Source organism: Ornithinimicrobium sp. (assembly GCF_030537745.1).
GTDB lineage: Bacteria > Actinomycetota > Actinomycetes > Actinomycetales > Dermatophilaceae > Ornithinicoccus.
Genome location: NZ_JAUNVI010000012.1, coordinates 17,041 through 43,364 on the forward strand (window position 1 = coordinate 17,041; position 26,324 = coordinate 43,364).

Annotated in this window: 20 protein-coding genes; 12 read left to right on the forward strand and 8 right to left on the reverse strand. The window is 69.4% G+C overall.

Annotated features, from left to right (window positions below; translation table 11 throughout):
• Positions 1-48: 48 nt before the first annotated feature.
• A complete protein-coding gene (locus Q4P07_RS04445; protein ID WP_303373693.1) occupies positions 49-1,998 on the reverse strand; it encodes an ABC transporter ATP-binding protein in 1,950 nt (649 codons plus the stop codon).
• Positions 1,995-3,965 (reverse strand): ABC transporter ATP-binding protein, encoded by a 1,971-nt coding sequence (locus Q4P07_RS04450; RefSeq protein ID WP_303373694.1) that lies wholly within the window; start codon positions 3,963-3,965, stop codon positions 1,995-1,997. Before Q4P07_RS04450 ends, Q4P07_RS04445 begins: the two co-directional genes overlap by 4 nt.
• 201 nt (positions 3,966-4,166) lie before the next feature.
• On the opposite strand from Q4P07_RS04450, the gene Q4P07_RS04455 reads away from it, so the two are divergent.
• From Q4P07_RS04455 to Q4P07_RS04475, 5 genes are all read left to right on the forward strand, one after another.
• Positions 4,167-4,367, forward strand: a complete 201-nt coding sequence (locus Q4P07_RS04455; protein ID WP_303373695.1) for a hypothetical protein — start codon at positions 4,167-4,169, stop codon at positions 4,365-4,367.
• 73 nt (positions 4,368-4,440) lie between these two features.
• On the forward strand, positions 4,441-9,408 hold the full coding sequence (locus tag Q4P07_RS04460) for a DEAD/DEAH box helicase (protein WP_303373723.1): 4,968 nt from the start codon (positions 4,441-4,443) through the stop codon (positions 9,406-9,408).
• Between the two features lie 54 nt (positions 9,409-9,462).
• Positions 9,463-10,452: a DMT family transporter gene (locus Q4P07_RS04465; protein ID WP_303373696.1), complete on the forward strand. Its 990-nt coding sequence runs from the start codon at positions 9,463-9,465 to the stop codon at positions 10,450-10,452.
• Between the two features lie 118 nt (positions 10,453-10,570).
• The gene (locus tag Q4P07_RS04470; protein WP_303373697.1) at positions 10,571-11,155 is read left to right on the forward strand and encodes a peroxidase-related enzyme; all 585 of its coding nucleotides are present in this window, start codon (positions 10,571-10,573) and stop codon (positions 11,153-11,155) included.
• Positions 11,121-12,002 (forward strand): DNA-formamidopyrimidine glycosylase family protein, encoded by an 882-nt coding sequence (locus Q4P07_RS04475; RefSeq protein ID WP_303373698.1) that lies wholly within the window; start codon positions 11,121-11,123, stop codon positions 12,000-12,002. The genes Q4P07_RS04470 and Q4P07_RS04475 overlap by 35 nt, the downstream gene beginning before the upstream one ends.
• 73 nt (positions 12,003-12,075) lie before the next feature.
• On the opposite strand, the gene Q4P07_RS04480 is transcribed toward Q4P07_RS04475, so the two are convergent.
• Genes Q4P07_RS04480 through rimO form a run of 4 tightly spaced genes read right to left on the reverse strand, consistent with a single transcriptional unit; the run spans position 12,076 to position 15,128 of the window.
• Positions 12,076-12,420, reverse strand: coding sequence for a helix-turn-helix domain-containing protein (locus Q4P07_RS04480; RefSeq protein WP_303373699.1), 345 nt, complete (start codon positions 12,418-12,420; stop codon positions 12,076-12,078).
• Between the two features lie 28 nt (positions 12,421-12,448).
• A complete protein-coding gene (locus Q4P07_RS04485) occupies positions 12,449-13,012 on the reverse strand; it encodes a CinA family protein (protein ID WP_303373700.1) in 564 nt (187 codons plus the stop codon).
• Positions 13,009-13,608, reverse strand: coding sequence for a CDP-diacylglycerol--glycerol-3-phosphate 3-phosphatidyltransferase (gene pgsA, locus Q4P07_RS04490; RefSeq protein WP_303373701.1), 600 nt, complete (start codon positions 13,606-13,608; stop codon positions 13,009-13,011). The genes Q4P07_RS04485 and pgsA overlap by 4 nt, the downstream gene beginning before the upstream one ends.
• Positions 13,605-15,128 carry a 30S ribosomal protein S12 methylthiotransferase RimO gene (gene rimO / locus Q4P07_RS04495; protein ID WP_303373702.1) on the reverse strand — a complete coding sequence of 508 codons (1,524 nt, stop codon included), beginning with the start codon at positions 15,126-15,128 and terminating at the stop codon, positions 13,605-13,607. The genes pgsA and rimO overlap by 4 nt, the downstream gene beginning before the upstream one ends.
• Positions 15,129-15,323: 195 nt before the next feature.
• On the opposite strand from rimO, the gene Q4P07_RS04500 reads away from it, so the two are divergent.
• Genes Q4P07_RS04500 through Q4P07_RS04520 form a run of 5 tightly spaced genes read left to right on the forward strand, consistent with a single transcriptional unit; the run spans position 15,324 to position 19,475 of the window.
• Complete coding sequence (locus tag Q4P07_RS04500; RefSeq protein ID WP_303373703.1) at positions 15,324-16,127, forward strand: hypothetical protein; 804 nt, start codon at positions 15,324-15,326, stop codon at positions 16,125-16,127.
• Positions 16,127-17,341, forward strand: a complete 1,215-nt coding sequence (locus Q4P07_RS04505) for an SGNH/GDSL hydrolase family protein (protein ID WP_303373704.1) — start codon at positions 16,127-16,129, stop codon at positions 17,339-17,341. The genes Q4P07_RS04500 and Q4P07_RS04505 overlap by 1 nt, the downstream gene beginning before the upstream one ends.
• Before the next feature lie 20 nt (positions 17,342-17,361).
• Entirely contained in the window at positions 17,362-17,634 is a 273-nt protein-coding gene (locus Q4P07_RS04510) for a hypothetical protein (protein ID WP_303373705.1), read from the forward strand.
• Between the two features lies 1 nt (position 17,635).
• Positions 17,636-18,808: a dipeptidase gene (locus Q4P07_RS04515; RefSeq protein ID WP_303373706.1), complete on the forward strand. Its 1,173-nt coding sequence runs from the start codon at positions 17,636-17,638 to the stop codon at positions 18,806-18,808.
• A gap of 10 nt (positions 18,809-18,818) precedes the next feature.
• Positions 18,819-19,475 carry a maleylpyruvate isomerase family mycothiol-dependent enzyme gene (locus tag Q4P07_RS04520; protein ID WP_303373707.1) on the forward strand — a complete coding sequence of 219 codons (657 nt, stop codon included), beginning with the start codon at positions 18,819-18,821 and terminating at the stop codon, positions 19,473-19,475.
• A 60-nt stretch (positions 19,476-19,535) separates the two neighbouring features.
• Here the strand turns inward: Q4P07_RS04520 and Q4P07_RS04525 are convergent, their stop codons facing one another.
• On the reverse strand, positions 19,536-22,217 hold the full coding sequence (locus Q4P07_RS04525) for a DNA translocase FtsK (RefSeq protein WP_303373708.1): 2,682 nt from the start codon (positions 22,215-22,217) through the stop codon (positions 19,536-19,538).
• A gap of 355 nt (positions 22,218-22,572) precedes the next feature.
• Positions 22,573-24,258, reverse strand: coding sequence for a ribonuclease J (locus Q4P07_RS04530; protein ID WP_303373709.1), 1,686 nt, complete (start codon positions 24,256-24,258; stop codon positions 22,573-22,575).
• 73 nt (positions 24,259-24,331) lie between these two features.
• Between Q4P07_RS04530 and Q4P07_RS04535 the strand changes: the two genes are divergently transcribed.
• Together Q4P07_RS04535 and Q4P07_RS04540 are read left to right on the forward strand one after the other, a co-directional pair.
• Positions 24,332-25,153 (forward strand): thymidylate synthase, encoded by an 822-nt coding sequence (locus Q4P07_RS04535; protein WP_303373710.1) that lies wholly within the window; start codon positions 24,332-24,334, stop codon positions 25,151-25,153.
• The gene (locus Q4P07_RS04540) at positions 25,113-26,114 is read left to right on the forward strand and encodes a dihydrofolate reductase (RefSeq protein ID WP_303373711.1); all 1,002 of its coding nucleotides are present in this window, start codon (positions 25,113-25,115) and stop codon (positions 26,112-26,114) included. Before Q4P07_RS04535 ends, Q4P07_RS04540 begins: the two co-directional genes overlap by 41 nt.
• The last annotated feature ends 210 nt before the right edge of the window (positions 26,115-26,324 follow it).

Here is a 26,324-nt window from a genome sequence, read left to right on the forward strand (position 1 = left end):
TCGTTGGGTCATGCCTTCCTTCCTACACCCGGAGCACGACCATGCTCCTCAGCTGGTCCAGGCATCCCAGAGGGAGGCGTACTCTCCTTCGGCGGCCATCAGCTCGTCATGGCTGCCGAGCTCGATGATCCGCCCGTCCTGGACGACCGCGATCCGGTCCGCGTCGTGGGCGGTATGCAGCCGGTGCGCGATCGCGACGACCGTGCGTCCGGTGAGTAGCGCGTTCATCGACCCCTCCAGATGGCGAGCCGTCCGCGGGTCGATGAGGCTGGTCGCCTCGTCCAGCACGAGGGTGTGGGGATCGGCCAGGATCAGCCTGGCCAGTGCGATCTGCTGAGCCTGAGCGGGGGTCAGCGACTGATGCCCGGACCCGAGAACGGTGTCCAGCCCGCGCGGGAGAGCCCGCACCCAGTCCTGCGCCTCCACCGTCTCGAGCACACGCCATACCGCCTCGTCGCCGGCGCCCTCGCGCGCCAGCTCGATGTTGTCCCGGACCGAGCCGCGGAAGACGTGCTGCTCCTGGGTCACGAGGGCAACCTTGCCGCGGAGCAGCTCCAAGGGCAGCTCGATGAGCTCGACGCCGCCGACGGTCACCGAGCCGGCTCGTGGCCCGTGGATGCCGGACAGCAGCCGGCCCAGCGTCGACTTGCCCGACCCCGAGGGGCCGACCACGGCCAGCCGCTCCCCAGGCACGAGCGTCAGATCGATGCCGTGCAGGACGTCAGTGCCCTTGCGGTAGGCATAGCGCAGGTCGCGACCGACGAGGTCGCTGCCCTGCGGGCGCGCCTCGCCGGGCGTGCGATCTGCCGGGACCTGGGCGATCCCGAGCAGCCGAGTCGTCGAGGCAATGCCCACCTGCAACCGGTCGACGGTGCCGACGAGCCGGTCGAAGGGTCCGTAGAAGGTCTCGATGTAGAGCATCGCGGCGGTGAGCTGCCCGAGGCTGACCAGGCCTCTGGTGTAGAGGACCGCGCCGAGTGCGAGCGTGATGACGCGCGGCATCGAGAACGCCATGTCCATCACGGCGAAGAGGATGTTGCGCAGCGTGAGCCCGTAGCGCTCCGCCTGCGCGGACACCTCAATGTCCTCGACCGCGCCCGCCCTGCGCGCCTCCTGCAGCCCGAACGCCTCCGCAGTGCGCACCCCTTCGACGGTCTCGGTCAGGGTGGTATTGATCTGGCTGTAGGTCGCGCCCTCGAGCAAGTAGGCCGCTGGCGCCTGCTGGAGGTAGCGGCGCACCTGCCACAGGGACAGTGAGGCGGTGACCAACGTCGGCACGGCCAGGGCCACGGAGTTGAAGATCATCGCCACGATCGTCAGCAGCACCGTGACGGCACCGATGATGAACTCGGGCAGTGCCCAGCGCACAGCGCCGCTCATCGACCCGACGTCACGGGTGACTCGCGTCACGAGGTCACCCGTGCTGGCCGACTCGACCTTGCCCAGCGGCAGGCGAAGGACGGCCCGGATGACGTCCTCGCGGGCCTCGGCGAGCACGCCCTGCCCCAGCACCGCGGCCAGCCACTTGGCGAGGTAGGTCAGCAGCGCGCCGGCGACCAGGACGATCGTGATCTCCCACACGAACCTGGTCACCGCCCCTCGGGTCGGGTCTCCGCCAGCCTGGTCGACCGCGTCGACCAGCTGCCCGAGCAGCATCGGCACCGCCAGGGCCGCGGCAGCCGCGAGCGCATTGGCCATCGTCACCAGGACAACCAGGCCGGCACGGCGCTTGATGAGCTCCCGTAGGTAACTGACGACCGTCGCAGTGGTCGCGACGGGCAGCCCTCGCTCCGGGTCCAGGGAGGTGACCAGGTGCGCGCGGGCCCGCTCGCGCCGCAGCTCGTGGCGCTGCCACAGCCGGCGGTAGCGCTCGCCGGGGCCGACGCTGCCGCGGGCGGGCGGGCGCAGGATCTGTGGGACCACCGGCTCGCGCCCGTCGCCATCGAGCCAGGTGTTGGCCGAGTCAGCACGGACCTGGCCGTCGAGGGTGCTGGTCATCGGTTCACCTCCTGGGTCGCTCGGACGGGCGTGGTGCGCGGGGCGTGGTCGAGGGGCAGGCCATGCTCCGCCGGCTCCTCGTGAGCGCCGCGCAGGACCGTGGCCCGGTAGTCGTCATGGGTCGCGACCAACTGGTCGTGGGTGCCGGTCGCGACGATCTGCCCCTCGTCGAGGAAGGCGACCTCGTCGGCGTGGTGCAGCAGCAGCGGCGAGGTGGTCATCACCACGGTCGTCTGGCCGCGACGGTGCTGCGGCAGTCGCGCGGCGATCCGGGCCTCGGTGTGAGCGTCGACCGCGGAGGTCGGCTCGACCAGGATGAGCACCGGGGGGTCGGCGGCAAGTGCGCGGGCCAGGATGAGCCGTTGCCGTTGTCCCCCGGACAGGCCCCGACCGCGCTCGTCGAGGATCCCCTGCCAGCCACCGGGCAGGATGTCGTAGACGTCCTGCGCCGCGGCCGCGTGCAGCGCGGCCTCGGCCTGTTCCCTGCGCAGGCGGCGGTGAGGGTCGAGCGCCTGCTGGAGAGTGCCGGCAAAGACATGGGCACCCGTGTCACTGACCAGGACCAACGCCCGGGTCTGCTCCAGGAGCAGGTCGCTCAGATCTACGCCGTGCAGCGTGACCCCCCAGCGACCCTCGGCGCGGGCGCTGTCCCGCTTCGCCAGCTCGGCGCGGGCAGCTGCCCGCGTCTTGCTCCTGCGTCGGGCGGCGCGACCGCTGAGGTCCTCGTCGTCCTCACCACCGAGGCTGTCTACGGCAGGGAGGTAGCGGCCCAACCGGTCGGCCAGGGCAGCGCTCTCATCCGGCAGCGCGCTGACCACCATCGTCAAGATGCCCGGCCGCACCCGCAGCCCGGAGGCCTCGTCCACGAGCTCCCCGGCGGGGAGGCGGCGCAGCTCCTGCGGGGTGCGGGCGGGTCGGTCGGGCCACGGGTCGGGCGTGCCGAGCACCCCGATCGTCTTGCGCGCCGAGACGAACGACCGGGTGATCTGCTGCGCAGCCTCGAAGACGACCCTGATCGGCTGCACCAGGAAGAGTGCATAGCCCAGGAAGGTGACCAGCTCGCCGATCTGCAGCCGGCCCGCCCGCACCTCCTGGACGCCGAGGACCATGAGCGCCACGACGAACAAGCCCGACAGCAGCACGCCGATCGCCTCGACGAAGGCGCTCCACCCGCCCGCCTGCACACCGGCGCGCCGGACGTGCTGGCTCTGGCGTGCGTAGTTGTCACCGAAGATCCGCTCCCCGCCGATGCCGCGCAGGATGCGCAGGCCCGCGACGATGTCGGTCGCCATCGAGGTCAGCTCGGAGTCACGCGTGCGCTCCCGGGTCTGCGCCGCGGACAGCGGCCGCAGCAGCACCATGGAGACCACGACGAGCAGCGGCGCGACGAGCAGGACCACCAGACCCAGCGGCACCGAGATCTGCAGCACGATCGCCGCGACCACGAGATAAGCGATGACGTTGCCCACCAGCCGCGAGACGATCTCCACGAAGTGTCCGAACTGCTCCCCGTCGCTGCCGCTGACGCTGAGCACCTCACCGGTCGGCGCGCGGCGCGGCAGGACGTGACCGAGACGGACCGCCTTGTGGGTGACCAGGCGGGTCTGGCCGTAGGAGGCGACGAGCCAGGAGCGGACGACGACCGTGTGGTAAAAGACGCCGCTGCTCGCCCCGACCAGGGTGACGAGGAGCAGGACCAGGCACCACAGGAGCGTGCGGCTCGGGTCACCCGCGACGATCCCCTCGTCGATGGCCTTGCCGAACACCCAGGGCGTCAGCGTCGTGGGGAGCAGCCAGAGCAGGCTGCACAGGCACCCCGCGACCATCAGGTCGCCCTGCTGACGGATCAGCCACCATAGGTAGCGGCCAGGAGAACGGGTGTCGGGGACAGCCGAAGAGCCCGGGCTCTTCGGTCCCTTCGGGGCGTCCGGAGTCCAGGCTGTGACGATAGGTGGGAAGTCGCGCATGGCAGTGCCCAAGCCTAAGGCCGAGCCGCGACCCTTCTCGACAGGTTTTCGTGTGGCCAGCACCTCCTCGCGAGGGCGGAGCCGACCACGACGCAGGGCCTCCCACCGGCATCCTCGCGAACTCGTCGACGCGCGACCCAACCGCAACGGCGGGATGAGAGGATGGTGGCGTCGGCACCCTGCACCGTGGAGGAATCAATCGTGAGCACTCGGCAAGACCTGGCCTGGTGGCAGAAGCTGCTCGTCACCCTCAAGCTGTGGCGCCCGACCTATGTCACCAAGCACACCCGTCTGCGCGACCTGCCGGCCCCGGTGCCGCCGCCCGTGACGGGCGCCTACGGCAACCGCGTCGACTCGACGAAGCGCCGCCGGCTGGTTCCCCAGTCCAGCGACCGCGCCTGAGCCTCCTCCCGCGAGCGGCCCCTCGCCATACCTCGGGTGTGTCGGTGCCCGATGAGACAGTGGCGCAGTGAACATGCCCGACGCCACGGTCCTGGACCGGTTCTCCCCCGCCACGCGGGCGTGGTTCGATGCGTCCTTCGCGGATCCGACTCCCGCACAGCTGGGCGCCTGGGAGGCCATCAGCCGGGGTGAGCACACCCTGGTCGTGGCCCCGACGGGGTCCGGCAAGACGCTGTCGGCCTTCCTCTGGGCGATCGACCGCATCGTCACCCACCCCCGGCCGGCGGCCACTGCAGAGGGCGAGCGGCAGGCCCGTTGCCGCGTCCTCTACGTCTCCCCGCTCAAGGCCCTCGCGGTCGACGTCGAGCGCAACCTGCGCTCCCCGCTGGTCGGGATCGGGCACGCGGCGGCCAGGCTGGGTATGCCCTCTCCTGGGGTCTCCGTCGCGGTCCGGTCGGGCGACACCCCAGCGGCCGAGCGGCGGGCCTTCGCGCGCGATGGCGCGGAGATCCTCATCACGACGCCTGAGTCGCTCTTTCTGCTCCTGACCTCGCAGGCTCGCGCTGCCCTGGCAGGGGTGGAGTCGGTGATCATCGATGAGGTGCATGCCGTCGCGGGCACCAAGCGGGGTGCTCACCTGGCGGTCACTCTCGACCGGCTCGACGCGCTGCTGTCTCGCCCTGCTCAGCGCATCGGGCTGTCGGCGACGGTGCGACCGGTCGAGGAGGTCGCGCGCTACCTCTGCGGCGGACGTCCCGTCACGATCGTGCAGCCTCCCTCGACGAAGGAGTGGGACCTGGAGGTGGTCGTCCCCGTTCCGGACATGTCTCATCCCGGGGCCACCGAGCTGCCCGGCTCCCCGACCCGCCAGGGCCCCGCTCGACGGGCCAGCGCGACAGCTCCCAGCCCAGCACCCGATGGCTGGATGGTCGGGCCGGGCCCGGTGTTGCCGGACCTCGCGGCGGGCACCACGCTCGACGCGCACGGGTCTGACCATGCCGACAATGCCGACGCCGCCGACAGTTCTGACGCCGTGCAGGACGTCGGGCCCGTGGACGCCGTGGGGACGGACGCGTGGGCACCGGCGACCGATCCGCAGGAACGCGCCTCCATCTGGCCGCACGTGGAACGGCGGGTCGTCGAGCTGATCGAGCACCAGACCTCGACGATCGTCTTCACCAACTCCAGACGCGTCGCGGAGCGGTTCACCTCCCGGCTCAACGAGGAGTGGGACGAGCACCTGGACACAGTGGGCCAAGCACAGGCCGATGACGCCGCCGCGCCGCCGGCACCTCATACCGACCATCGACCACCCGCCCAGGTGATGGCTGCGTCAGGAGTCAGCCGCGGCGCCCCACCCGTGCTCGCGCGGGCGCACCACGGCTCGGTGAGCAAAGAGCAACGGTCCGTCATCGAGGAGGCGCTCAAGACGGGGCAGCTGCCGGCGGTCGTCGCGACGAGCAGCCTCGAGCTCGGCATCGACATGGGGGCGGTCGACCTGGTCGTGCAGGTCGCGAGCCCACCGAGCGTGGCCTCCGGCCTGCAGCGCGTCGGCCGCGCGGGGCACCAGGTCGGTGCGGTGAGCCACGGCGTGTTCTTCCCGACACATCGGGCCGACCTGGTCCAGACGGCCGTCGTCGTCGACCGGATGCGCGCCGGGATGATCGAGTCGCTGCGAGTCCTGACTAACCCGCTCGACGTGCTCGCCCAGCAGGTCGTCGCGATGGTCGCGATGGAGGAGTGGCCGGTCACCGAGCTGTTCGACCTGGTCCGCCGCTCCGCCTCCTACGCCGCGCTCCCCCGCTCGGTGTTCGATGCGGTGCTGGACATGCTGGCCGGACGCTATCCCGGTGAGGACTTCGCCGACCTGCGCCCCCGCATCGTCTGGGACCGCGTGACCGACACGCTCTCAGCCCGGCGTGGCGCCCAGCTGCTCGCGGTCACCTCCGGTGGCACCATCCCCGACCGCGGGCTGTATGCCGTGATGCTCGCTACCGGGGAGGGGCCGGGACGTCGGGTGGGCGAGCTGGACGAGGAGATGGTCTACGAGTCGCGGGTCGGCGACGTCTTTACCCTCGGGACGACCAGCTGGCGGATCGAGGACATCACCCACGACCAGGTCCTCGTGACTCCGGCGCCGGGCCAGATCGGGCGACTGCCGTTCTGGAAAGGCGAGTCGCAAGGACGGCCCGCTGAGCTGGGTGGTGCGGTCGGTGCCTTCGTCCGCGAGGTCGCGGGTATGCCGCGCGCCGACGCGATCGAGTCCCTCACCTCGCCGGGGCGCGGGTTAGATGCGTGGGCTGCGGACAACCTGGTGACCTACCTCGCGGAGCAGCGTGAGGCGACCGGTCACCTGCCGGACGATCGGACGATCGTCGTCGAGCGCTTCCGCGACGAGATCGGCGACTGGAGGGTCGTCGTGCACTCCCCCTGGGGCACGCCCGTGCACGCGCCGTGGGCGTTGTGCCTGGCGGCTCGCCTACGCGAGCGCTACGGGACCGACGTGCAGGCACTGGCCGCCGACGACGGGATCGTGCTGCGGCTGCCGGACCTGGGCGCGTGGGACGAAAACGGTGCACCGCTGTCTGACGAGCGGGCACGCGGTGCCCAGCTCGATGCTGAGATCGCCGAGCTGCTCACGCTGGACCCGCAGGAGGTGGCCGACCTGGTCACCGCCGAGATCGGCGGGTCCGCGCTCTTTGCCTCGCGCTTCCGCGAGTGCGCGGCACGGGCCCTGCTCCTTCCGCGCCGCAACCCGGCCAAGCGGCAGCCGTTGTGGCAGCAGCGGCAGCGCTCGGCGCAGCTGCTCGAGGTAGCTGCGCGTTATCCCACCTTCCCGATCGTCCTGGAGGCGGTGCGCGAGTGCGTGCAGGACGTCTATGACGTCGACGCCCTGGTCGAGCTGATGCGTCAGCTGTCCTCCCGCCAGGTGCGGGTGGTGTCGGTGGCCAGCCACTCTCCGTCGCCGTTCGCCCGGTCGCTGCTGATGGGCTACATCGCGCAGTTCCTCTACGAGGGTGACTCTCCCCTGGCAGAACGGCGGGCGGCGGCTCTTTCCCTCGACCCGTCGCTGCTGGCCGAGCTCCTCGGCCGCGGGGAGGGTGCCGCCCTGCGCGACCTGCTCGACCCCGAGGTGGTGGCGCAGACGCTGGCGCAGCTGCAGCGGCTGACCCCGGAGCGGGCGGCACGGGACACCGAGGACGTGGTGGACCTGCTGCGCGTGCTGGGACCGCTGACGACCGGCGAGGTCGTGCTTCGCCTTCGGGAGGACGTCCGCGACCAGGGAACTGCGTGGCTCGATGAGCTGGCCGGAGCCAGGCGCATCATCGAGGTCCGGATGGCGGGTGAGCAGCGCTGGGCCGACGCGCAGGACGCCGCACGCCTGCGCGACGCTCTCGGGGTCGCGATGCCGGTCGGTGTCCCGGCCGCCTTCCTCGAGGGGGTGACGGACCCTCTCGGCGACCTCGTCGTCCGCTATGCCCGGACCCACACCCCCTACCTCGTCGCCGACCTGGCCACCCGCCTGGGCCTGGGGGCCGCGGTGGTTCGCGACGCCCTCCGTCGAGAAGTGTCTACGGGTCGGATGGTGCAGGGGGCCCTGGTGCCGGACGGGACGGGCGCGGAGGACTTCTGCGACGCGGAGGTGCTGCGTCTGTTGCGCCGACGGTCCCTGGCCGCTCTACGTCAGGAGGTGGAGCCGGTCTCCCAGCAGGCCTACGCGCGCTTCCTGGCCCGGTGGCAGTCGGTCGGTGAACTTCGCGGCCCGGACGGAGTCCTGCGAGCGATCGAGCAGCTGTCCGGAGCACAACTGCCCGCCTCTGCGGTCGAGTCCCTCGTGCTCCCTGCCCGCGTCCGCGGCTACTCCCCCGCCATGCTGGACGAGCTGATGACGGCCGGAGAGGTGCTCTGGGTGGGGCACGGTCCGCTGCCCGGAGACGACGGGTGGGTCTCCCTCCACCTGGCGGAGACGGCATACCTGACGATGTCACCCCCCGAGCAGCAGCTGCACGAGCTCGTCACCCCTGCCGGCGCAGCACCCACCTCGCACTCGGCGGCGGAGGTCCTGGACCTGCTCCAACGCGTCCCCGGTGGCGCCTATTTCTTCCGCGCTCTGGCTGACGCCCTCGATTCGACCGACGATCCCGGGCTGCTGTCGACGTTGTGGGACCTGGTCTGGGCGGGCCGGATCAGCGCCGACACGTTCGCGCCGGTCCGTGCGCTGCTCGTCGGCGGACGGACCGCCCACAAGGCCCGCCGGCCGACGGGTCGACCTGGCCGCTGGTCACGCAGCTCGGTGGCGCTCTCCTCCCGACCCTCCCGACCGGTTCTGCCCACCCGGTCCGGGCCTGCGACCTCGGTCGGCCGCTGGTCATTGCTGCCCGAGGTCGAGCCAGACTCCACGGTGCGCGCCCTCGCGACCGCAGAGACCTTGTTGGACCGCTATGGCGTCCTGACTCGCGGCTCGGTGGTCGCCGAAGGCATCCCCGGTGGCTACGCCGGGGTCTACCGGGTGCTTGCCGGCGCGGAGGAGGCTGGGCGGGTGCGGCGAGGCTATCTGGTCGAAGGGCTGGGAGCGGCCCAATTCGGCACTGCCGGCGCCATCGACCGCCTGCGCGTCCTCGACTCGGACCTGGACAAGCCCGGCCGCGCCCCGGAGGTCGTGCTGCTGGCGGCCACCGACCCGGCCAACCCCTACGGCGCGAGCATCGCCTGGCCTGATCGAGACGACGAGCAGTCGCACCGTCCTGGACGCAAGGCGGGCGCCATGGTCGTGCTCATCGACGGGGCCCTCGTGCTCTACCTGGAGCGGGGCGGTCGCAGCGCGCTGACGTTTACGGCACCGACGCAGGTCCCGGAGGCGGAGGTGTGGAATGGTGCCGCCGGCGCTCTGGTGGACGCCGTGCGCTCCGGGTCCGTCCGCGGCATCACCATCGCCAAGATCGACGGGGTGGGTGCGCTGGAGTCCGTGGCTCCGCTCGCCACTGCCCTCACCGAGGTCGGCTTCCACACCGCGCCGCAAGGGCTGCGGCTGCGGCGCTGAGCGCGGGGGATTATCTGGGCCAACAGCGCGACGATTGCATGGTCGAATAGGACGGTGAACAGAGGCTCCCAGCCAGTCGCCGGCGCAGCGCTGGCCGCGGTCGGCGCCGCTGCCCTGTGGGGGACGACGGGGACTGCGCAGGCGCTCGGCCCGGACGCGTCGGACCCCACCTCCGTCGGCGCCGCCCGCATCATCCTCGGCGCGCTCGTCCTCGTCGTGCTGGCGTGGCTGGAGAGTCACCGCGCTGAGCGCCCAGTGCGCAACGCTGCCGAGCCAGTTGGCGGGACGAGTGTCCCGGCCAGCTGGCTCGACCCTACCGTCGCCCTCGGTCGACTGCCAAGGCTCGTCCTCGTGCTTCTCGGTGGGATCGCCGTCGCGGCCTACCAGGCCTGCTTCTTCCTCGGCGTCGCTCGAGCAGGAGTCGCGGTCGGCACCGTGGTGGCACTCGGCGTCGCGCCGCTGGCGACCGGGCTGCTCGGGATGCTCCTTGGCGAACGACCCACCGCGCGCTGGGCGACGGCCACTGCTGGTGCTGTCGTCGGGGTGCTCCTGCTCGTCGCCGGGTCCGGGACGCTCGAGGACGGAAGCGGCGTGGCGGTCGGGATCGCCGCAGCCCTGGGCGCGGGGTTGTCCTACGCCGGCTACACCATCGCGGCACGGGCCCTGCTGCTCCGCGGCGTCAGTGGGATGGTCGTCATGGCGGGCCTTTTCGCGGTCGGCGCGCTGCTGTTGGCACCGACCCTGCTCGTCGCCGACCTCGGCTGGCTGAGCACGCGGTCCGGCCTCCTCATGGTCCTCTGGCTCGGGGTGATCGCCACGGGGTTGTCCTATGTGCTGTTCCAGCGAGGCCTCTCGGGTCTGCCAGCCAGCACGGTCGCCAGCCTGTCGCTGGCCGAGCCGGTCACCGCAACGCTGCTCGGTGTCGTGGTTCTCGGCGAGCACCTGTCCGCGCTCACCTTGACCGGGATCCTCGTCGTGGCCCTGAGCCTGCTCCTCATGGCTCTGCGGCGTAAAACCACTCCCGTCGCCCCCGAGCCAGTCTGAGACCGTCAACCATCTCTGCGATGCGGCCGCTCGGTCAGGACCAGCGCGGAGATCACCTCAAGATGCAGTGCGGCGGCAGGCCGGCGCGGGGTGAGCGTCAACGACATACCGTGTGTCTATGAACGACTTCGCCGACCGCTCGATCTCCGCCCTCCCCCTCCCCGATGCCGACGACGTCCCCGAGGGCGTCCGCAAGCTCTGGGCCAAGTCGCAGGAGGCGTTCGGCTTCGTGCCCAACGTCTTCGTTGCGCAGGCCTACAACGGCGACCAGTTCCAGGCCTGGTGGAACTACTTCAACCTGCTGGTCAACAAGGCAGGCCACCTCACCAACGCGGAGCGCGAGCTGATCGGCGTGGTCGTGAGCGGGCTCAACCGATGCACCTACTGCGCGGTGTCGCACGGCGCAGCACTCCGGTTCTATACGGAGGACCCGGTCACCTCGGACCTGGTCGGCATCAACTGGCGCCAGGCCAACCTTCCCGAACGGGAGTCGGCGCTCGCCGCGTATGCGGAGAAACTCACTGTGGCACCCGCCGAAGTCACGCCATCCGACCTCGAACCGCTGCGGGCCGTCGGTCTGGACGACCACGAGATCCTCGAGGCGATCCAGGTGATCGGGATGTTCAACATGAGCAACCGGGTCTCCACTGCAATGGCGATGGTGCCCAATGCCGAGTATCACTCTCAGGGCCGCGGTGCCTGAGGGCGATGCCGTCTGGCTGACCGCACGACGCCTCCATCAGGGACTCGCCGGCGCTCTGCTGATCGGCAGCGATCTGCGCGTGCCGGCCCTGGCCACCAAAGACCTGACGGGTCGCCGCACGCTGGAGGTGGTGCCTCGCGGCAAGCACCTCCTGCACCGTCTGGAGGGTGGGCTGACGCTGCACAGCCATCTGCGGATGGATGGCTCCTGGCGGGTGCGTGCGGTCGGAGCCAGGTATGCAGCCGCGCGCCGGCACACGACGCGCGCCCTGCTCTGGACGTCGGAGAAGGTTGCGGTCGGTGATCACCTGGGGATGCTCGATCTGGTGCGCACTGCAGACGAAGACACCGTGGTGGGGCACCTTGGACCTGACCTGCTAGATACGGCGTTCGACCGGGAGCTCGCGATGGGTCATCTGCTGAGCACCACAGACCGACCCGTAGCCGAGGCGCTGCTGGACCAACGCAACGTGGCGGGCATCGGGACCATCTATGCCAGCGAGCCGCTCTTCTTGCACGGAGTCAACCCGTGGACAGACGTCGGGACCGTTGGCGCTGAGTTGCTCGGGACAGTCCTCGACACGACCAGGACCTTGATGGTCCGCACCTGCCGAGAGGGGCGACTGGCGACCACCGGCCGGCCCGGGGTGGCCGAGGACACCTGGGTCTTCGGGCGGAAGGGGCTCCCCTGCCATCGCTGCGGGACGACGGTGCGGATGGCGACCCTGGGTGCGGCGCCGCGTCAACGAGTGCTGTGCTACTGCCCGACCTGTCAGGGCGGGTTGGCCCCCCACGACGACGGGACGGCTCAGGCTCCCCTGGGCCACCGTCGGGCTAGTTATCTCTAGGACGCTGCGCGGCCACGGACCGTCTGCTGTCTGGCAAGAACGACCGCCCGGTGTGGCTGGGCCGACCGTCCGGTCAGGCGGCGGAGACTACTCGTGCGCGGTTGGTGCGCCGGGTGAGCTTATGGTGCCTGATCGGCTTGGCCAGGCCGTCGCGCAGCACCGCGCTCATCTGGCTCTGCGCGGCCTCAGCCAGGCTCATGCGGTCGGCGACATCGGACAGCATCCGGGAAAGCGGCAGGTCCAGGGCCTTGCAGATCGAGGCAAGCAACTCCGAGGACGCTTCCTTCTCTCCCCGCTCGATCTCGGAAAGGTAGCCCAGTGAGCAGGAGGCCTCGGCGCTGACCTCGCGCAGGGTACGGCCCTGGTCCTGACGCTTCTCGCGCAAGACGTCACCCAACTCGCGTCGCAGCAGCACCATGATCAACCCTCCTTCTCGTCATGCCTTGTCATGCTCGTCGATCCTCAACACGTCCGACTTCACCACCTACGCTACCCAATGGTCCTGACACACCCTGCTGCAGCGTGTCCAGCAACAATTCGAGCACCGCGTCCACGGTCGCCTCGCGGACCCGTTGCCTGGACCCGTTCAGGTGCAACAACCGATGGGCGCCGCGGTGTTCCCCCGCGCCGGAGGGCGGGCCGCAGACCGCGAGGTGGACCGTGCCGGCCGGCTGCCCGTCGCTCGGACCGGGTCCGGCGACCCCCGTCGTGGCGAGCGCCCAGTCGGCCTGCAGCAGTGTCCGCGCCCCTGCCGCCATGGCCTCGGCGCACTCGCGCGAGACCACGCCATACGCCTCGAGGAGACCCTCGTCGACCCCGAGCACGTCCGTCTTGACCCCGACGGCATAGGAGACGACCGAGCCGCGCACCACCTCGCTCGCGCCCGGCACGGACGTGAGCCGCGCGACGACCAGGCCCCCGGTCAGCGACTCGGCGGTGCCCAGCGTCTCTCCTGAGCGTCTGAGGAGGTCGAGCACGGCGCTCGCCAGGCCGTCCGAGGTCGCGATCACGGCGCTGGCGGAGCCGACCGGGCAAAGGTATGCCGTAGATAGTCGATCCCGGTGACGACGGTGACCACGACCGCGACATACATGATCCACAACCCCAGCGTGCCGAGCGCGCCCCCGAGCGGTGCGATGAGCAGGGAGAGCCCGACGGCCTGCAGGACGGTCTTGAGCTTGCCTCCGCGGCTGGCCGGGATCACGCCGCGGTTGATCACCACGAACCGCATGAGGGTGATACCGACCTCCCTGATGAGGATGACGACAGTGACCCACCAGGGAAGCAGGTCGAGCAGGGAGAGCCCGATGAGCGCCGTGCCCATGAGTGCCTTGTCGGCGATCGGGTCCATCAGTTTGCCGAAGTCGGTGACGATCCCTTGCCTGCGCGCTAACCACCCGTCCACCCAGTCGGTCAACATCGCGAAGACGAAGACGACGAGCGCCCACCAGCGCCAGTCGACCTGCTCACCGCCGTGCGACAACAGCAACCAGCCGAAGACGGGCACCAGCAGGATGCGCAGCACGGTCAGCGCGTTGGGGACGTTCACTGAGCTCTGGCCGGTCGCGGGGGCACCTTGCACGTCAGGGCCGTCGGGGTCGGTCACGGAATTTCGCGCTCCTGATCAGGTGATGGTTGAGACGGCCGAGGTAGGGCGATGAGGTCGACCCCCTCGGTGGCGACGACCTCCGCAGTGACGATATCCCCTGGCGTGAACCTGGGCATTCCAGCCTCGCCGGCCACTAGATACGTCACGCCGTCCACGTCCGGCCCCTGCTGACCAGCGCGCCCGACGACGCGGTCCTCGTCCTCGTCGTAGCCCTCGACGAGGACCGACACGGTGGTCCCGATGCGTTCCTGCGCCCTCTGGGATGTCAGCTCTTCCACCAGCGCGCTGATGTCGGCGACCCGCTGCGCGATGGTGTCCGCATCGAGTTTGCCCTCGTGGGTCTCGGCCTCGGTGCCGTCCTCGTCGGAGTAGCCGAAGACGCCGACTACGTCCAGGCGCGCCTCTTCGAGAAAGGCGACGAGCTCGTCGAGGTCATCCTCGGTCTCGCCCGGGAAGCCGACGATGACGTTGGTCCTGATGCCTGCCTCGGGCAGGCGCTCTCGGACCTGAGCGAGCAGCCCCAGGAAGGACTCGCGGTCGCCGAAGCGGCGCATCCGCCGCAAGAGTGGGCCGCTGGCGTGCTGGAAAGAGATGTCGAAGTAGGGCACGACACCTGGGGTGCGCGCCAGCGCGTCGAGCAGGTCCGGGCGGATCTCCGCCGGCTGCAGGTAGGAGACGCGGACGCGCTCGATGCCGTCGACGCCGGCTAGCTCAGGCAGCAGGGCGTCGATCAGCCGCAGGTCCCCCAGGTCCTTGCCGTAGGACGTGGTGTTCTCACTGACCAGGAAGACTTCCTTGACCCCACGCTCCGCCAGCCAACGCGCCTCGTCGAGGATCTCCTGCGGACGGCGCGACACGAAGGACCCACGAAACATCGGGATGGCGCAGAAGGTGCACCGCCGGTCACATCCCGAGGCAATCTTCAGCGGCGCCCAGGGCCGCCCGTCGAGTCGGGCTCGGACCACCCGAGGGCCGGAGGGCGGGGCTACCTGCGCCAACGGCACGCTGGGCTCCGGCGTGGGCAGCTGCGGTGACGACTGTTGATGGCCCGGGAGCGCGACCGCCTCCTGATCGCTTGCCAGCGCCCGGGCAGAGGGAGCGAGCGGGAGCAGCGTGCGGCGGTCACGGGGCACGTGGGAGGTCGGTCTCTCCCCCGCCAGGATGCGCGTGAGATGTCCGGACATGTCGGCGTAGGAGTCGAAGCCCAGCACGGCGTCCGCCTCGGGCAGCTCGTCAGCGAGTTGTTGGCCGTAACGCTCGGCCATGCACCCCACAGCCACCACGGCCTGGGTGCGCCCTGTCTTCTTGAGATCGTTCGCCTCAAGAAGCGCGTCGATCGAGTCCTTCTTGGCCTGCTCGACGAAGCCGCACGTGTTGACTACCGCGACGTCGGCGTCCGCGGCGTCGTCGACAAGCGTCCAGCCCGCCATGGCTAGCCTGCCCGCGAGCTCCTCGGAGTCCACCTCGTTGCGGGTGCACCCCAGGGTGACGACGGCGACGCTGCGGGTTGGGGACATGCTCTGAGTGTAGGCAGCGTTGGGGGCTGGGCCTATCCGAACGCCGGGACCTTGGTGGCTACCGATGTCACGGCACCGGTGAGGGCCGAAGGGCCCATCGCGGACCTGCAGATTGGGGACCCCGGTCGGGCCTTCCGGCCCTCGCGCCCGGCATGCTTGCCCACCTAGCGTGAAGACCACGACGAGGGAGAAGAAATGCGGATGGCTATGCGGCTGACGGGTTTGGTGCTCGCGACGACACTGCTCGGCGCCTGCACCAACATGAGCACTGAGCCCAGCAGTGGCCGCTCGGACGCAGTCGTGCCGGAAGGGACACCGGCCACGACCTCCTCCCCCGCCTCGGGGGGTGGCATGGCCGGGGCCGAGGAGGGGACGGCCCCGGCCACGGCGACTCCTAGCCTCCCGGTCGCGGGCTCCAATGCCCCTGCGGGGTATGTGGAGCTGCGCGGCGAGGGGGACAACTTTCACGCGGCGATGACCGAGGGCGACGGCGAGGCGGAGCCGATGCTCCTGACCGACCCGCCCTTGAGCCAGGAGTGGCAGGTCGTCGAGGCCGACGGTCCTAAGTTCGTGCAGACCGTATGCGGCGTCCAGCTGGATCCCGTCGAGCCCAGGGATGCCGCCCACCGACGGTGGGGCTGGGTCGAGAACTTCACCTACCTCACTAGCGAGGTGCACCTGTTCTCACAGGACGGGGACGGCGTGGACGCGGCAACCGCAATTGACGCCGCCCTTCAGGGGTGCACCGGCTTCGGTCTGGACAAAGACGGTAAAGAGGTGCCCTCCGGCAGCGGAACCTATGAGGTCACTGTGGAGCGGCTCGACGGCCTGCCCCAGGGATGGGTCGGCTGGACCGAGGTGACGGAGGGCGAGGGCATGGTCCGCCACAACGCACTCCGTGATGTCGAGGGTGGGTGGCACTGGATCTCGGTGGTGGGCTACCTGGGAGCTGACAGCGACGCGGACCTGCTGGTCGCAGCAGTCAAGAGCGCCGGCTGATGCGCGCCCTCCTCCTTCGCCTCCGCTCCTGGATGGGAGCGCTCGGTGAACGGGGAGCAGGGGCGATCGAGTACGCCGGCGGCACGCTGCTGGTGGGGATCCTCATCAGCACAGCTGCCTTCGGCGTCGCAGCCACGGCACCACAACTGCTGGGCGAGCGCCTATCGGGCACCATCTGCCGCGCCTTTGCGGTCCTGCCAGGCGTGGACCCGGCATGCGCGGACTTTGGAGATATTGCGGGAGCACTTCCTCAGGAAGAAGGCACCGCCGTCCCAGAAGAGGTGCCCTACGAGGACACCCTGTGGACCTACGACCAGCTGACCTCGGGCCCCATGGTGTTCGTCGGCGACAGCTATGGATCCGGTGAGGGGGCAGGCGACTACGACCCGGACACGGACCGGGGACCGAGTTGGTGGGACAACCTGTGGGGCAATGACGTCCCAGAGAACAGATGCCACCGCTCGGGCAATGCCTGGGGAATCCAGGTTGGCGAGCAGCACTGGCCAGGCAACTACACCTTCAACGCCTGCTCGGGATCAGTGACTGCCGATGTGGAGAACTCCAACCAGGACGGCAACGACGGAGAGGGCCCGCAGGGTGAGGACATCACCGCAGATACGGCGATGATCTTCGTCTCCATGGGCGGCAACGATGCGGGCTTCGCTCCCATCCTGAAGGAATGCCTCGCCGCTGCCTTGACCAACGGCCAGATTCGCGGGCAGTCCGGGGGAATGGCACCGGAGAGCGCCATGATCTACTGCTCAACCTGGCTCGATCAACCAGACCCGGACGCCAACGACGGCAGGAGCCGCAGACAGGTCATCCTCGACCGGGTCGAGGCTCGAATCCGGACCATGTACGCCTACCTGCGCGAGCAGTCCAAGGATGGAGCGCACATCGTCCAGATGGGTTATCCGGCACTCTTCGATCCTGGCTATATCGGGCTGATCGAGAGCAAGGACGTGGCCTATCTCAACACGCTGAGCGCCGACCTGAACGCCATGATCGCTCGGGTGGCCAAGGAGCAGGGCATCCACTTCATCGATCCGACCGAAGCCTTTGCTGACCACGGCGTCGGCAGCGACGATCCCTGGCTGCTGGGACTCGGGCTCGGGGGCAACCGCGCGCTGCCGCCAGAGGCCTTCCACCCCAACGCCGCGGGACAGGATGCCATGCAAGAGCTGATCGAGGAGTACCTCGCGTCGCTGAAGTGAGCGGCAGGCATGATGGAGTAGTGAGCGCTCATGCAGTGAAGGTCGGTGCAGCGTCGGTAGCGGCAATCGCCCTGCTGGTGGTGCTCCTGGTCACCCTGCGCGGCTACGACCCCGGCGATGCGGGCGCGGCGACGCGCATGGACTCCACCCGCTCGACGGGTCTGATCAGCCTCGGACTGGCAGTGGCTGCCCTCCTTCCCCTCGGGGTGCTCCGCTTGGTCGCGCTGGCCGGGGCCGCCGTGTTTCTGCTCCTCGCCCTAGGCTTCTGGGTCGGGCTGCTGGGCGGCCACTGAGATGACCATCTCGCAGTTGTTGGCCCGTTGGCCCGTCCTCGATGGGCACAACGACCTCCCGTGGGCGTTGCGCGAGGCGGCGCAGAACGGCCATCAGCTCGACATCGCGACGGACACCTCGATCTCCCTGCACACCGACCTCGCGCGACTCCAGCGTGGGTCCGTGGGCGGACAGTTCTGGTCGGTCTTCGTCCCCTCCCATCTGCCTGAGCCGGAGGCCGTCCTGATCACGCTCGAGCAGATCGACATGGTGCATCACCTGGTCTGCCGGTATGGCGACCGGTTAGCGCTGGCAGGCACCGCCGCCGAGGTGGAGCGCGCCTTCACCAACGGCAGGGTGGCCTCGCTGCTGGGCGCCGAAGGCGGCCACTCCATCGGGTCCTCGCTGGCGGTCTTGAGGATCCTCTACCGGCTCGGCGTGCGCTACCTGACCCTGACCCACAACGACAACACGCCCTGGGCCGACAGCGCCACGGACGTGCCCGAGCACGGTGGACTGACCGACTTCGGGCGGGCGGTCGTCCGCGAGATGAACCGGCTCGGCATGCTCGTTGACCTCTCTCACGTGGCGCAGACCACCATGCGCGACGCGCTCGCGACGTCGCGGGCACCGGTGATCTTCAGCCACAGCAGCGCCCGAGCCCTGTGCTCGACACCGCGCAACGTCCCCGACGAGGTGTTGTCGCTCATGGCGGCACAAGGCGGCGTGTGTATGGCGACCTTCGTCCCCTTTTTCGTGTCGCAGGACTGCTGGGACTGGCGGGTCGAAGCCATGGCTGCTGCCGCCACGCAAGGCGTCAACCCCAAGGACCTGACGTCCTTCACCGCATGGTCACAGGGGTGGCGGGAGGCCCACCCCTTGCCGCAGGCGACGGTGTCGCAGGTCGCGGACCATGTGGACCACCTCCGGGATGTCGCGGGCGTGGACCATGTCGGCATCGGCGGAGACTACGACGGGGTCGACGTCACGCCGGTCGGTCTGGAGGACGTCTCGACCTATCCAGTGCTCTTCGAGGAACTGGAGCGCAGGGGTTGGTCCGATGACGACTTGGGCAAGTTGGCCTGTCGCAACGTGCTCCGGGTGCTGCGCGCGGCCGAGGACGTCGCGGAGCCAGCGGGCGCCGTGTGGCAGCGGCCCGGCTCACCCCCCAACCCCCTTACCCTGACCCGATGAGGTGGCTGATGTGACGACTCGTGAGCTGCTGTGGAGTCAGGTGCACGCCGAGCGCGCCGCGCTGGTCCACGAACTGGCCGAACTCACCGATGAGCAGTGGGCAAGCCCTTCGTTGTGTGGTGACTGGTCTGTCCATGACGTCGTGGCCCATCTCACCGCAGCCGCCAGTGTCGGCCGGCTCCGCTGGATCGCCAGTGTGCTGGGAGCCCGTCTTGACTTCGATCTGCACAACCAGCGTCGGTTGGCCGAGCAACGCGGAACGACCACGGCCCAGACCCTGGAGCGTTTCCGCACGGTGGTCACCAGCACCACTGCTGCCTCCGGACACACGGCGGCGTGGTTAGGCGAGGTTGTTGTCCATTCGCACGACATCCGCTGGCCCCTGGGGCTGCCCTCGACGTCTGCACCGGACGTCGTGGCTCAGGTCGCTACCTTCTATGCCCAGCGCGACTTCACGGTGCCCAGCAAGACCGCAATCAACGGTCTGCGTCTGGAGGCCACGGACAGTGACTTCCACGCCGGTGCGGGTGAGTTGGTCCGGGGCACGACGCTGGCGCTGACCATGGCGATGGCAGGCCGCAGCGTCTACTGTGTGGAGCTGAGCGGGCCGGGTACGGCTGCTCTCCGCGCCTACAAGCGTCCCAGCGGCCACGGTGATTCGTCGTAAGGGTGGTGCTGATCCGGTGCTGCTCACATCGCTCGCCGGCCCGGGATCTGGAGGGCTGGCTCAATAGCGCTCGTGGCCGGTGAGGTCCCAGGCGTCCTCGGACTCGGGCTCCTCCTCCTCCTCGACGTAGCTGCCCGAGATGGGGTCGTTGTCGTAACGCGAGTTGCCCCCAACCGGAGCCACCGACACGCCTGCAAACTCACTGCCGGGGTCGTCCGCATAGTCCTGCTCGGTGGCAAAGGCCGGCTCGTCAGCCTCGTCTTCGGCCACCACCTGGCTGGGGTCGGCGTCGAAGGGCTCCGGCACGTGCTCCGGCTCAGGATGAGGAGCAGGCTCGTGGCCCTGCAGGAGCGCAAGCGTCTCCGCGAGGTCGTCCGTCTTGACAAGCACGTCGCGGGCCTTGGAGCCCTCGGACGGGCCGACAATGCCACGGGACTCCATCAGATCCATGAGGCGCCCGGCCTTGGCGAAACCGATGCGCAGTTTGCGCTGCAACATCGAGGTGGAGCCGAACTGCGTCGTGATGACCTGCTCGGCGGCCTGCAGCAGGATGTCGAGGTCGTCGCCGATGTCTTCGTCGATCTGCTTCTTGGCCGGCGCTGCGGCGACTTCTTCGACATACCTCGGCTTGAGCTGACCGCTGACGTGCTTGACCACGTCGTGGATCTCTGACTCCGCCACCCAGGCGCCCTGGACACGCATTGTCTTGGACGCACCCATCGGCAGGAAAAGAGCGTCGCCCTGGCCGATCAGTTTCTCGGCGCCGGGTTGGTCGAGGACGACGCGGCTGTCGGCCAGGGAGGACGTCGCGAACGCCATCCGGCTGGGGACGTTGGCCTTGATCAGGCCAGTGACGACGTCGACCGAGGGCCGCTGGGTGGCCAGCACCAGGTGGATGCCGGCCGCTCGTGCCAACTGCGTGATCCGGACCACCGACTCCTCGACGTCGCGCGGCGCGACCATCATCAGGTCAGCGAGCTCGTCGACGACGACGAGCAGGTAGGGGTAGGGCGTGAGGATGCGCTCCGAGCCAGCTGGCGGGGCGATCTTGCCGGAGCGAATCGCCTTGTTGAAGTCATCGATGTGCTTGTAACCGAAAGCCGAAAGGTCGTCGTAGCGCTGATCCATCTCCTTGACCACCCAGGCCAGGGCCTCCGCGGCCTTCTTGGGGTTGGTGATGATCGGCGTGATCAGGTGCGGGATGCCCTCATAGGCGGTCAGCTCGACCCGCTTGGGGTCGACGAGGATCATCCGGACCTCGTCCGGGGTGGAGCGCATGAGGATCGAGGTGATCATCGAGTTGACGAAACTCGACTTGCCCGAGCCGGTGGCGCCAGCAACGAGCAGGTGCGGCATCTTGGCCAGGTTGGCGATGACGTAGCCACCCTCCACGTCCTTGCCGACGCCCATCACCATCGGATGGGTGTTGTTGCGAGCGACCTGGCTGCGCAGCACGTCACCGAGGTTGACGTTCTCCCGGTCGGCGTTGGGGATCTCGACCCCGACGGCGGACTTGCCGGGGATCGGGGAGAGGATGCGGACGTCCGCGGAGGCCACCGAGTAGGCGATGTTCTTGGACAGCGCGGTGATCCGCTCCACCTTGACGCCGGGGCCCAGCTCGACTTCGTAGCGGGTGACTGTCGGGCCGCGCATGAAACCAGTGACCTGCGCGTCGACGTTGAAGTCCTCGAGCACGCCGGTGAGGGCCTCGACGACCCGGTCGTTGGCCTCCGAACGCTCCTTATGAGGCGCGCCGGCCTTGAGAAGCCCGGAGTCCGGCAGGATATAGGTGACGTCGCCAGCGAGCTGGAGCTGCTCGACCCGCTGGGGAAGCTGGGTAACGGGGGGTGCGGGGAGGGCCTTAGCGGCGTCCGACGTGGGCTTGGCCTTGGCTGCCGGGTCGGGACGCTTCTGCCCGGGCCGCAGTGCGGGGATCTCCTGCGTGGCATCGTCCCCGGCTGCCATGGTCGGCTTCTTGCCCCCTACACGGCCCGTCTTGGGAGTCGCCTCGTCGGCGTCCACGCCAGGGGGCTCGGCCTCCGTCCGCCTGCGGGCGGCAGCAGAGGAGGCACGCAGGGAGCGCCCGCCCTTGCCCTTTTCCACGACGGCGGCCTGATCGAAGGCGACGTCGCCTTCGTGCTCGCTCAGATCGGCACGGGAGCGACGCCGGCGAGGCAGCACCTCACCGGTCGCGGGGTCCACCTCGTCGAAGCGGGCCGAGTCGAAGAGCTGCTGCTCGACCTCGCGCACCCGGTCCGGGATCCGGTGCACCGGCGTGCGGGTCAGCACGAGGAACCCGAAGAGTCCCAGGAGGGACAGGACGATGGCCGCGCCGGTGGCGGTGATCGCGGCGGACAGCATCGAAGAGGCGATGAAGCCGAGCACGCCACCGGAGGCCTCCATCACCCGGGCACCCTCTGCGTAGTCAGGAGCCCCGTGGACCAGGTGGGTGATGCCGGCCGAAGCGAGCAACAGCGCGGCGGTGCCGATCGACATCCGGTGCGTCGCTTGACTCTCGCTCGGCTTACGGAACATGCGCAGCGCGAAGAAGAGGAAGACCACCGGCAGGATCAGGGCTACTCGGCCGAAGGTGCCGGCGACGACCGCGTGAACGGCGTCGCCGAAGAGACCGTCCAGGTGCCACCATTCACGCAGGGCGACGACGATAGCGAGCACGAGGAAAACGAATCCGGCCCCGTCGCGGCGGTGCTCCGGCTCCAGGTCGCGGGCGGCGTCACTCATCGCGCGGACGGTGCCACCAGTCGCACCGGCGATCCCTCGATAGGCCTTGACGGGGAGGGAGCCACCCCGTGTGCCAGTCGCTCGGGGAGCCCGCGCGGGCGCGCGTCTGGCCCCCGTGCTCGACGCTGCGGCGCGAGTCGAAGAAGTCCTCGCGGACGTCGAGGAGCCGCCGCGCGGGGCGCTGCTGCGCGGACGGCTGGAGGAAGACACAGATCTGGCCACCCTCGCACCGTACCAATGGCCACGTGCGTCACACGTTTCACACGCCCACGGCCCACGAACTCGACCACCCACTCGCGAGCTGCACCGCGCCCGCAGCCACGACCGACTGCGCGGCTAGGTCACCCTGCGGCCCTCAGGCGTCGATGACGATCGGGATGATCATCGGCCGACGCCGCAGCTTGCTCCCCACGAAGGGTCCCACGGTCCGCCGGATGACCTGCTGCAACTGGTGGGTGTCTTTGACACCGTTGTGCTGCGCCTCCTGGAGCGCCTCGACCACCTTCTGCCGCACCGGCTCGAAGACCTCTTCGCCGTTGGCGAACCCTCGCGTCTGGATGATCGGCCCCGCGGCGATAGCACCGGTGTTGGAGTCGCGGACCACGATGATCGTCACGAAACCTTCATCCCGCAGGATCCGCCGGTCCTTGAGCATGTCCTCATCGGCGGCGCCGACCAGCGAGCCGTCCACATACACATAGCCGCAGTCGACCTTCCCGGCGATCCGAGCGACCCCGTCGATCAGGTCGACCACGACGCCGTCCTCGGCCAGGATGACCCGGTCCCGCGGCACCCCGGTCTGCACCGCGAGATCTCCGTTGGCCACCAGGTGGCGCCACTCGCCATGGACCGGCATGACGTTGCCGGGCTTGATGATGTTGTAGCAATAGAGGAGCTCCCCAGCAGCGGCGTGACCCGAGACGTGGACCAGCGCGTTGCCCTTGTGCACGACGTTGGCGCCGAGCCGGGTGAGTCCGTTGATGACGCGATAGACGGCGTTCTCGTTGCCGGGGATGAGCGAGGAGGCCATGAGCACGGTGTCGCCCTCACCGACGTTGATCCTGTGGTCGCCGTTGGCCATCCGCGACAGCGCCGCCATCGGCTCCCCCTGCGAGCCGGTGCAGATGAGGACCTGCTGGTCGTCGGGCATCTGCGTGAGCCGACCCAGGTCGACGAGCACCCGGTCAGGGACACGCAGATAGCCCAGTTCTGCGGCGATCCCCATGTTGCGCAGCATCGAGCGGCCGACCATCGCGACCTTGCGGCCCGACTTCTCCGCAGCGTCCAGAACTTGCTGCACGCGGTGCACGTGCGAGGAGAAGCACGCCACGATGATGCGCCGCTGAGCGTGGTGAAAGACGCGCTCGATGGCGGGGCTGATCTGCTGCTCGGGGGTAGTGAAACCCGGCACGTCGGCGTTGGTCGAGTCGACCATGAAGAGGTCGACGCCCTCCTCCCCCATCCGTGCGAAAGCGCGCAGGTCGGTGATCCGCCCGTCCAGCGGGATCTGGTCCATCTTGAAGTCGCCGGTGTGCAGGATGGTGCCGGCGCTGGTCCGCACGAAGACCGCCAACGCGTCCGGGATCGAGTGGTTGACCGCGACGAACTCACAGTCGAACGGGCCGAGCTGCTCCCGGTCACCCTCGCGCACGCCCAGGGTGAGCGGCTTGATCCGGTGCTCCTTGAGCTTGGCCTCGATCAGCGCGAGCGTCAGCTGGCTGCCGACCAGAGGTATGTCGTCCTTGAGGCGGAGCAGGTAGGGCACCGCACCGATGTGGTCCTCGTGTCCGTGGGTCAGAACCACGGCGACGATGTCGTCGAGCCGGTCCTGGATCGGGGTGAAGTCCGGCAGGATGAGGTCCACTCCAGGGTGGTGCTCCTCGGGGAAGAGGACGCCGCAGTCGATGACGAGAAGCTTGCCCTGGTGCTCAATGACGGCCATGTTGCGGCCGATCTCGCCCAGCCCCCCGAGCGGGGTGATGCGCACACCGCCCTCCTTCAGCGGTCCGGGGGCAGTCAGCTCGGGGTGCGGATGGCTCATGAAGCCAGCGTATCCGCGGGCCGGGCAACGCTGGGGCCGCCTGCAGCGCGTCTGCCACCGTTAGGCTGCGGGCATGCGGCAATACCTCGATCTCCTGCAGCGCATCCTGGACGAGGGCGTGCAGAAGGGGGACCGCACCGGCACCGGCACGCTGTCCGTCTTCGGCCACCAGCTCCGTTTCGACCTGACGCAAGGTTTTCCGGTGTTGACGACCAAGCGGGTGCACCTGCGCTCCGTGATCGGTGAGTTGCTGTGGTTTCTGCGCGGCGACACCAACGTGCGCTGGCTGCAGGAGCGCAGGATCTCGATCTGGGACGAATGGGCCGACGAGCACGGCGACCTCGGCCCGGTCTATGGCCACCAGTGGCGCTCCTGGCCGACGCCGGACGGGGGGCACATCGACCAGATCAGCAAGGTCATCGCCTCGATCCGGTCCAACCCCGACTCACGCCGCCACATCGTCTCGGCCTGGAACGTCGCCGACGTCGACGCGATGGCCCTGCCGCCGTGCCACACGCTCTTCCAGTTCTATGTCGCACCCGCCGCGCCGGAGGACGAGGACCAGAGGGGCTGGTTGTCCTGCCAGCTCTATCAGCGCAGTGCGGACACCTTCCTCGGTGTCCCTTTTAATATCGCCAGCTATGCCCTGCTCACGCACATGGTCGCCCACGTCACTGACCTGCGGGCCAAGGATTTCGTCCACACTTTCGGCGACGCCCACCTCTACCTGAACCACCTCGACCAGACTCACGAGCAGCTGCGGCGCACCCCGGGGCCGTTGCCGACGCTCTGGCTCAACCCGCAGGTCCGCGAGATCGACGCCTTCGACCTGGAAGACGTCGAGGTCCGTGACTATGTCGCCGCCCCCTCGATCAAGGCGCCGATCGCGGTATGACCCACGCCCGCTTCGCAGTCATCCCCGCTGTGTATGTCGTCCTGCTGCGCACCATCGCCAACCCCCCGGACCGGACGGGCTACCTGCAGGGGCTGAGGTCCTCCTCCAGCTGCGGCGAGGCACCACCTTCATGGACGGCTGGTGGGCCTGCGGCGCCGCCGGCCACGTCGAGCGCGGCGAGACGCTGCTGGAGGCTGCCGGTCGCGAGGCGGCAGAAGAGCTCGGTGTCGAGCTCGACCCGACCGACCTCACCCTGGCCGTGACCACGACCCGGCGCTGCGTCATACCTGATGACCTGGAGGAGCGAGTGGACGTCTTCCTCACCGCGACCCGATGGAGGGGTGATCCGTCCATCCTCGAGCCGGAGAAGGCCGGTGACCTGCAGTGGTGGCCCCTCGACACTCTCCCGGAGAGGCTGGTGCCCCACGAGCGGGCCGCGCTGGAGGCGATCGCCTCCGGCCAGACCCCAGCAGTCCAGGCGATGGGTTTTGCCCAGCACCTGACCTTGGTCGCGGCGGTCGGCCGCAACGGCGTGATCGGCGACGGGTCGTCGATGCCCTGGCATCTGCCGCAGGACCTGAAATTCTTCAAGGCCACCACGATGGGTGGGGTCATGGTCATGGGCCGCGGCACCTGGGACTCGATCGGACGCGCGCTTCCGGGGCGGCGCACGATCGTGGTCACCCGACAACCGGACTGGTCGGCGCCCGGCGCGCAGAGCGCGCGCTCGCTGCGTGAGGCCTTGCTGATCGCCGGTGACGGTGAGGTCTTTATCGTCGGCGGCGGACAGATCTTTGCCCAAACGATCGACCACGCGCACCGGTTGATCATCACCGAGGTGGACCTGGGCCCGGCCGGCTCGACCCGGTTCCCGCCGATCGACCCGGAGGTATGGGCAGAGGTCGCCCGCCTGCCCGGCGACGGTGACGTCCTCGCGTGGGTGACCTGGGAAAGGCGCTAGCCGCCCAACGTCGTCAGTCTGGGTCGGCGGCGGCGGTCCACCTTCGTGGGCAAGCGTAGGTGGATGGTTCGTCGCGCGAGGCCTGCATGGGCGGTCACCGCGGCCGACGTCGTCCCCGCGTAGCCATCGCGGAGGCCAGGCCACTGCGGGAGAGGCGAGAGGGTAGTCTCCTACGGAATCAGGGTGTCGATGACTGGTCGTTGGCGACGG

Bases quoted from the DNA above. Each gene is read 5' to 3' on its own strand.
- Q4P07_RS04445 (WP_303373693.1), bottom strand. From the start codon at position 1,998: ATGACCAGCACCCTCGACGGCCAGGTCCGTGCTGACTCGGCCAACACC.
- Q4P07_RS04450 (WP_303373694.1), bottom strand. From the start codon at position 3,965: ATGCGCGACTTCCCACCTATCGTCACAGCCTGGACTCCGGACGCCCCG.
- Q4P07_RS04460 (WP_303373723.1), top strand. From the start codon at position 4,441: ATGCCCGACGCCACGGTCCTGGACCGGTTCTCCCCCGCCACGCGGGCG.
- Q4P07_RS04470 (WP_303373697.1), top strand. From the start codon at position 10,571: ATGAACGACTTCGCCGACCGCTCGATCTCCGCCCTCCCCCTCCCCGAT.
- Q4P07_RS04475 (WP_303373698.1), top strand. From the start codon at position 11,121: ATGCCGAGTATCACTCTCAGGGCCGCGGTGCCTGAGGGCGATGCCGTC.
- Q4P07_RS04480 (WP_303373699.1), bottom strand. From the start codon at position 12,420: ATGGTGCTGCTGCGACGCGAGTTGGGTGACGTCTTGCGCGAGAAGCGT.
- rimO (WP_303373702.1), bottom strand. From the start codon at position 15,128: ATGTCCCCAACCCGCAGCGTCGCCGTCGTCACCCTGGGGTGCACCCGC.
- Q4P07_RS04500 (WP_303373703.1), top strand. From the start codon at position 15,324: ATGCGGATGGCTATGCGGCTGACGGGTTTGGTGCTCGCGACGACACTG.
- Q4P07_RS04505 (WP_303373704.1), top strand. From the start codon at position 16,127: ATGCGCGCCCTCCTCCTTCGCCTCCGCTCCTGGATGGGAGCGCTCGGT.
- Q4P07_RS04515 (WP_303373706.1), top strand. From the start codon at position 17,636: ATGACCATCTCGCAGTTGTTGGCCCGTTGGCCCGTCCTCGATGGGCAC.
- Q4P07_RS04525 (WP_303373708.1), bottom strand. From the start codon at position 22,217: ATGAGTGACGCCGCCCGCGACCTGGAGCCGGAGCACCGCCGCGACGGG.
- Q4P07_RS04530 (WP_303373709.1), bottom strand. From the start codon at position 24,258: ATGAGCCATCCGCACCCCGAGCTGACTGCCCCCGGACCGCTGAAGGAG.
- Q4P07_RS04535 (WP_303373710.1), top strand. From the start codon at position 24,332: ATGCGGCAATACCTCGATCTCCTGCAGCGCATCCTGGACGAGGGCGTG.
- Q4P07_RS04540 (WP_303373711.1), top strand. From the start codon at position 25,113: ATGTCGCCGCCCCCTCGATCAAGGCGCCGATCGCGGTATGACCCACGC.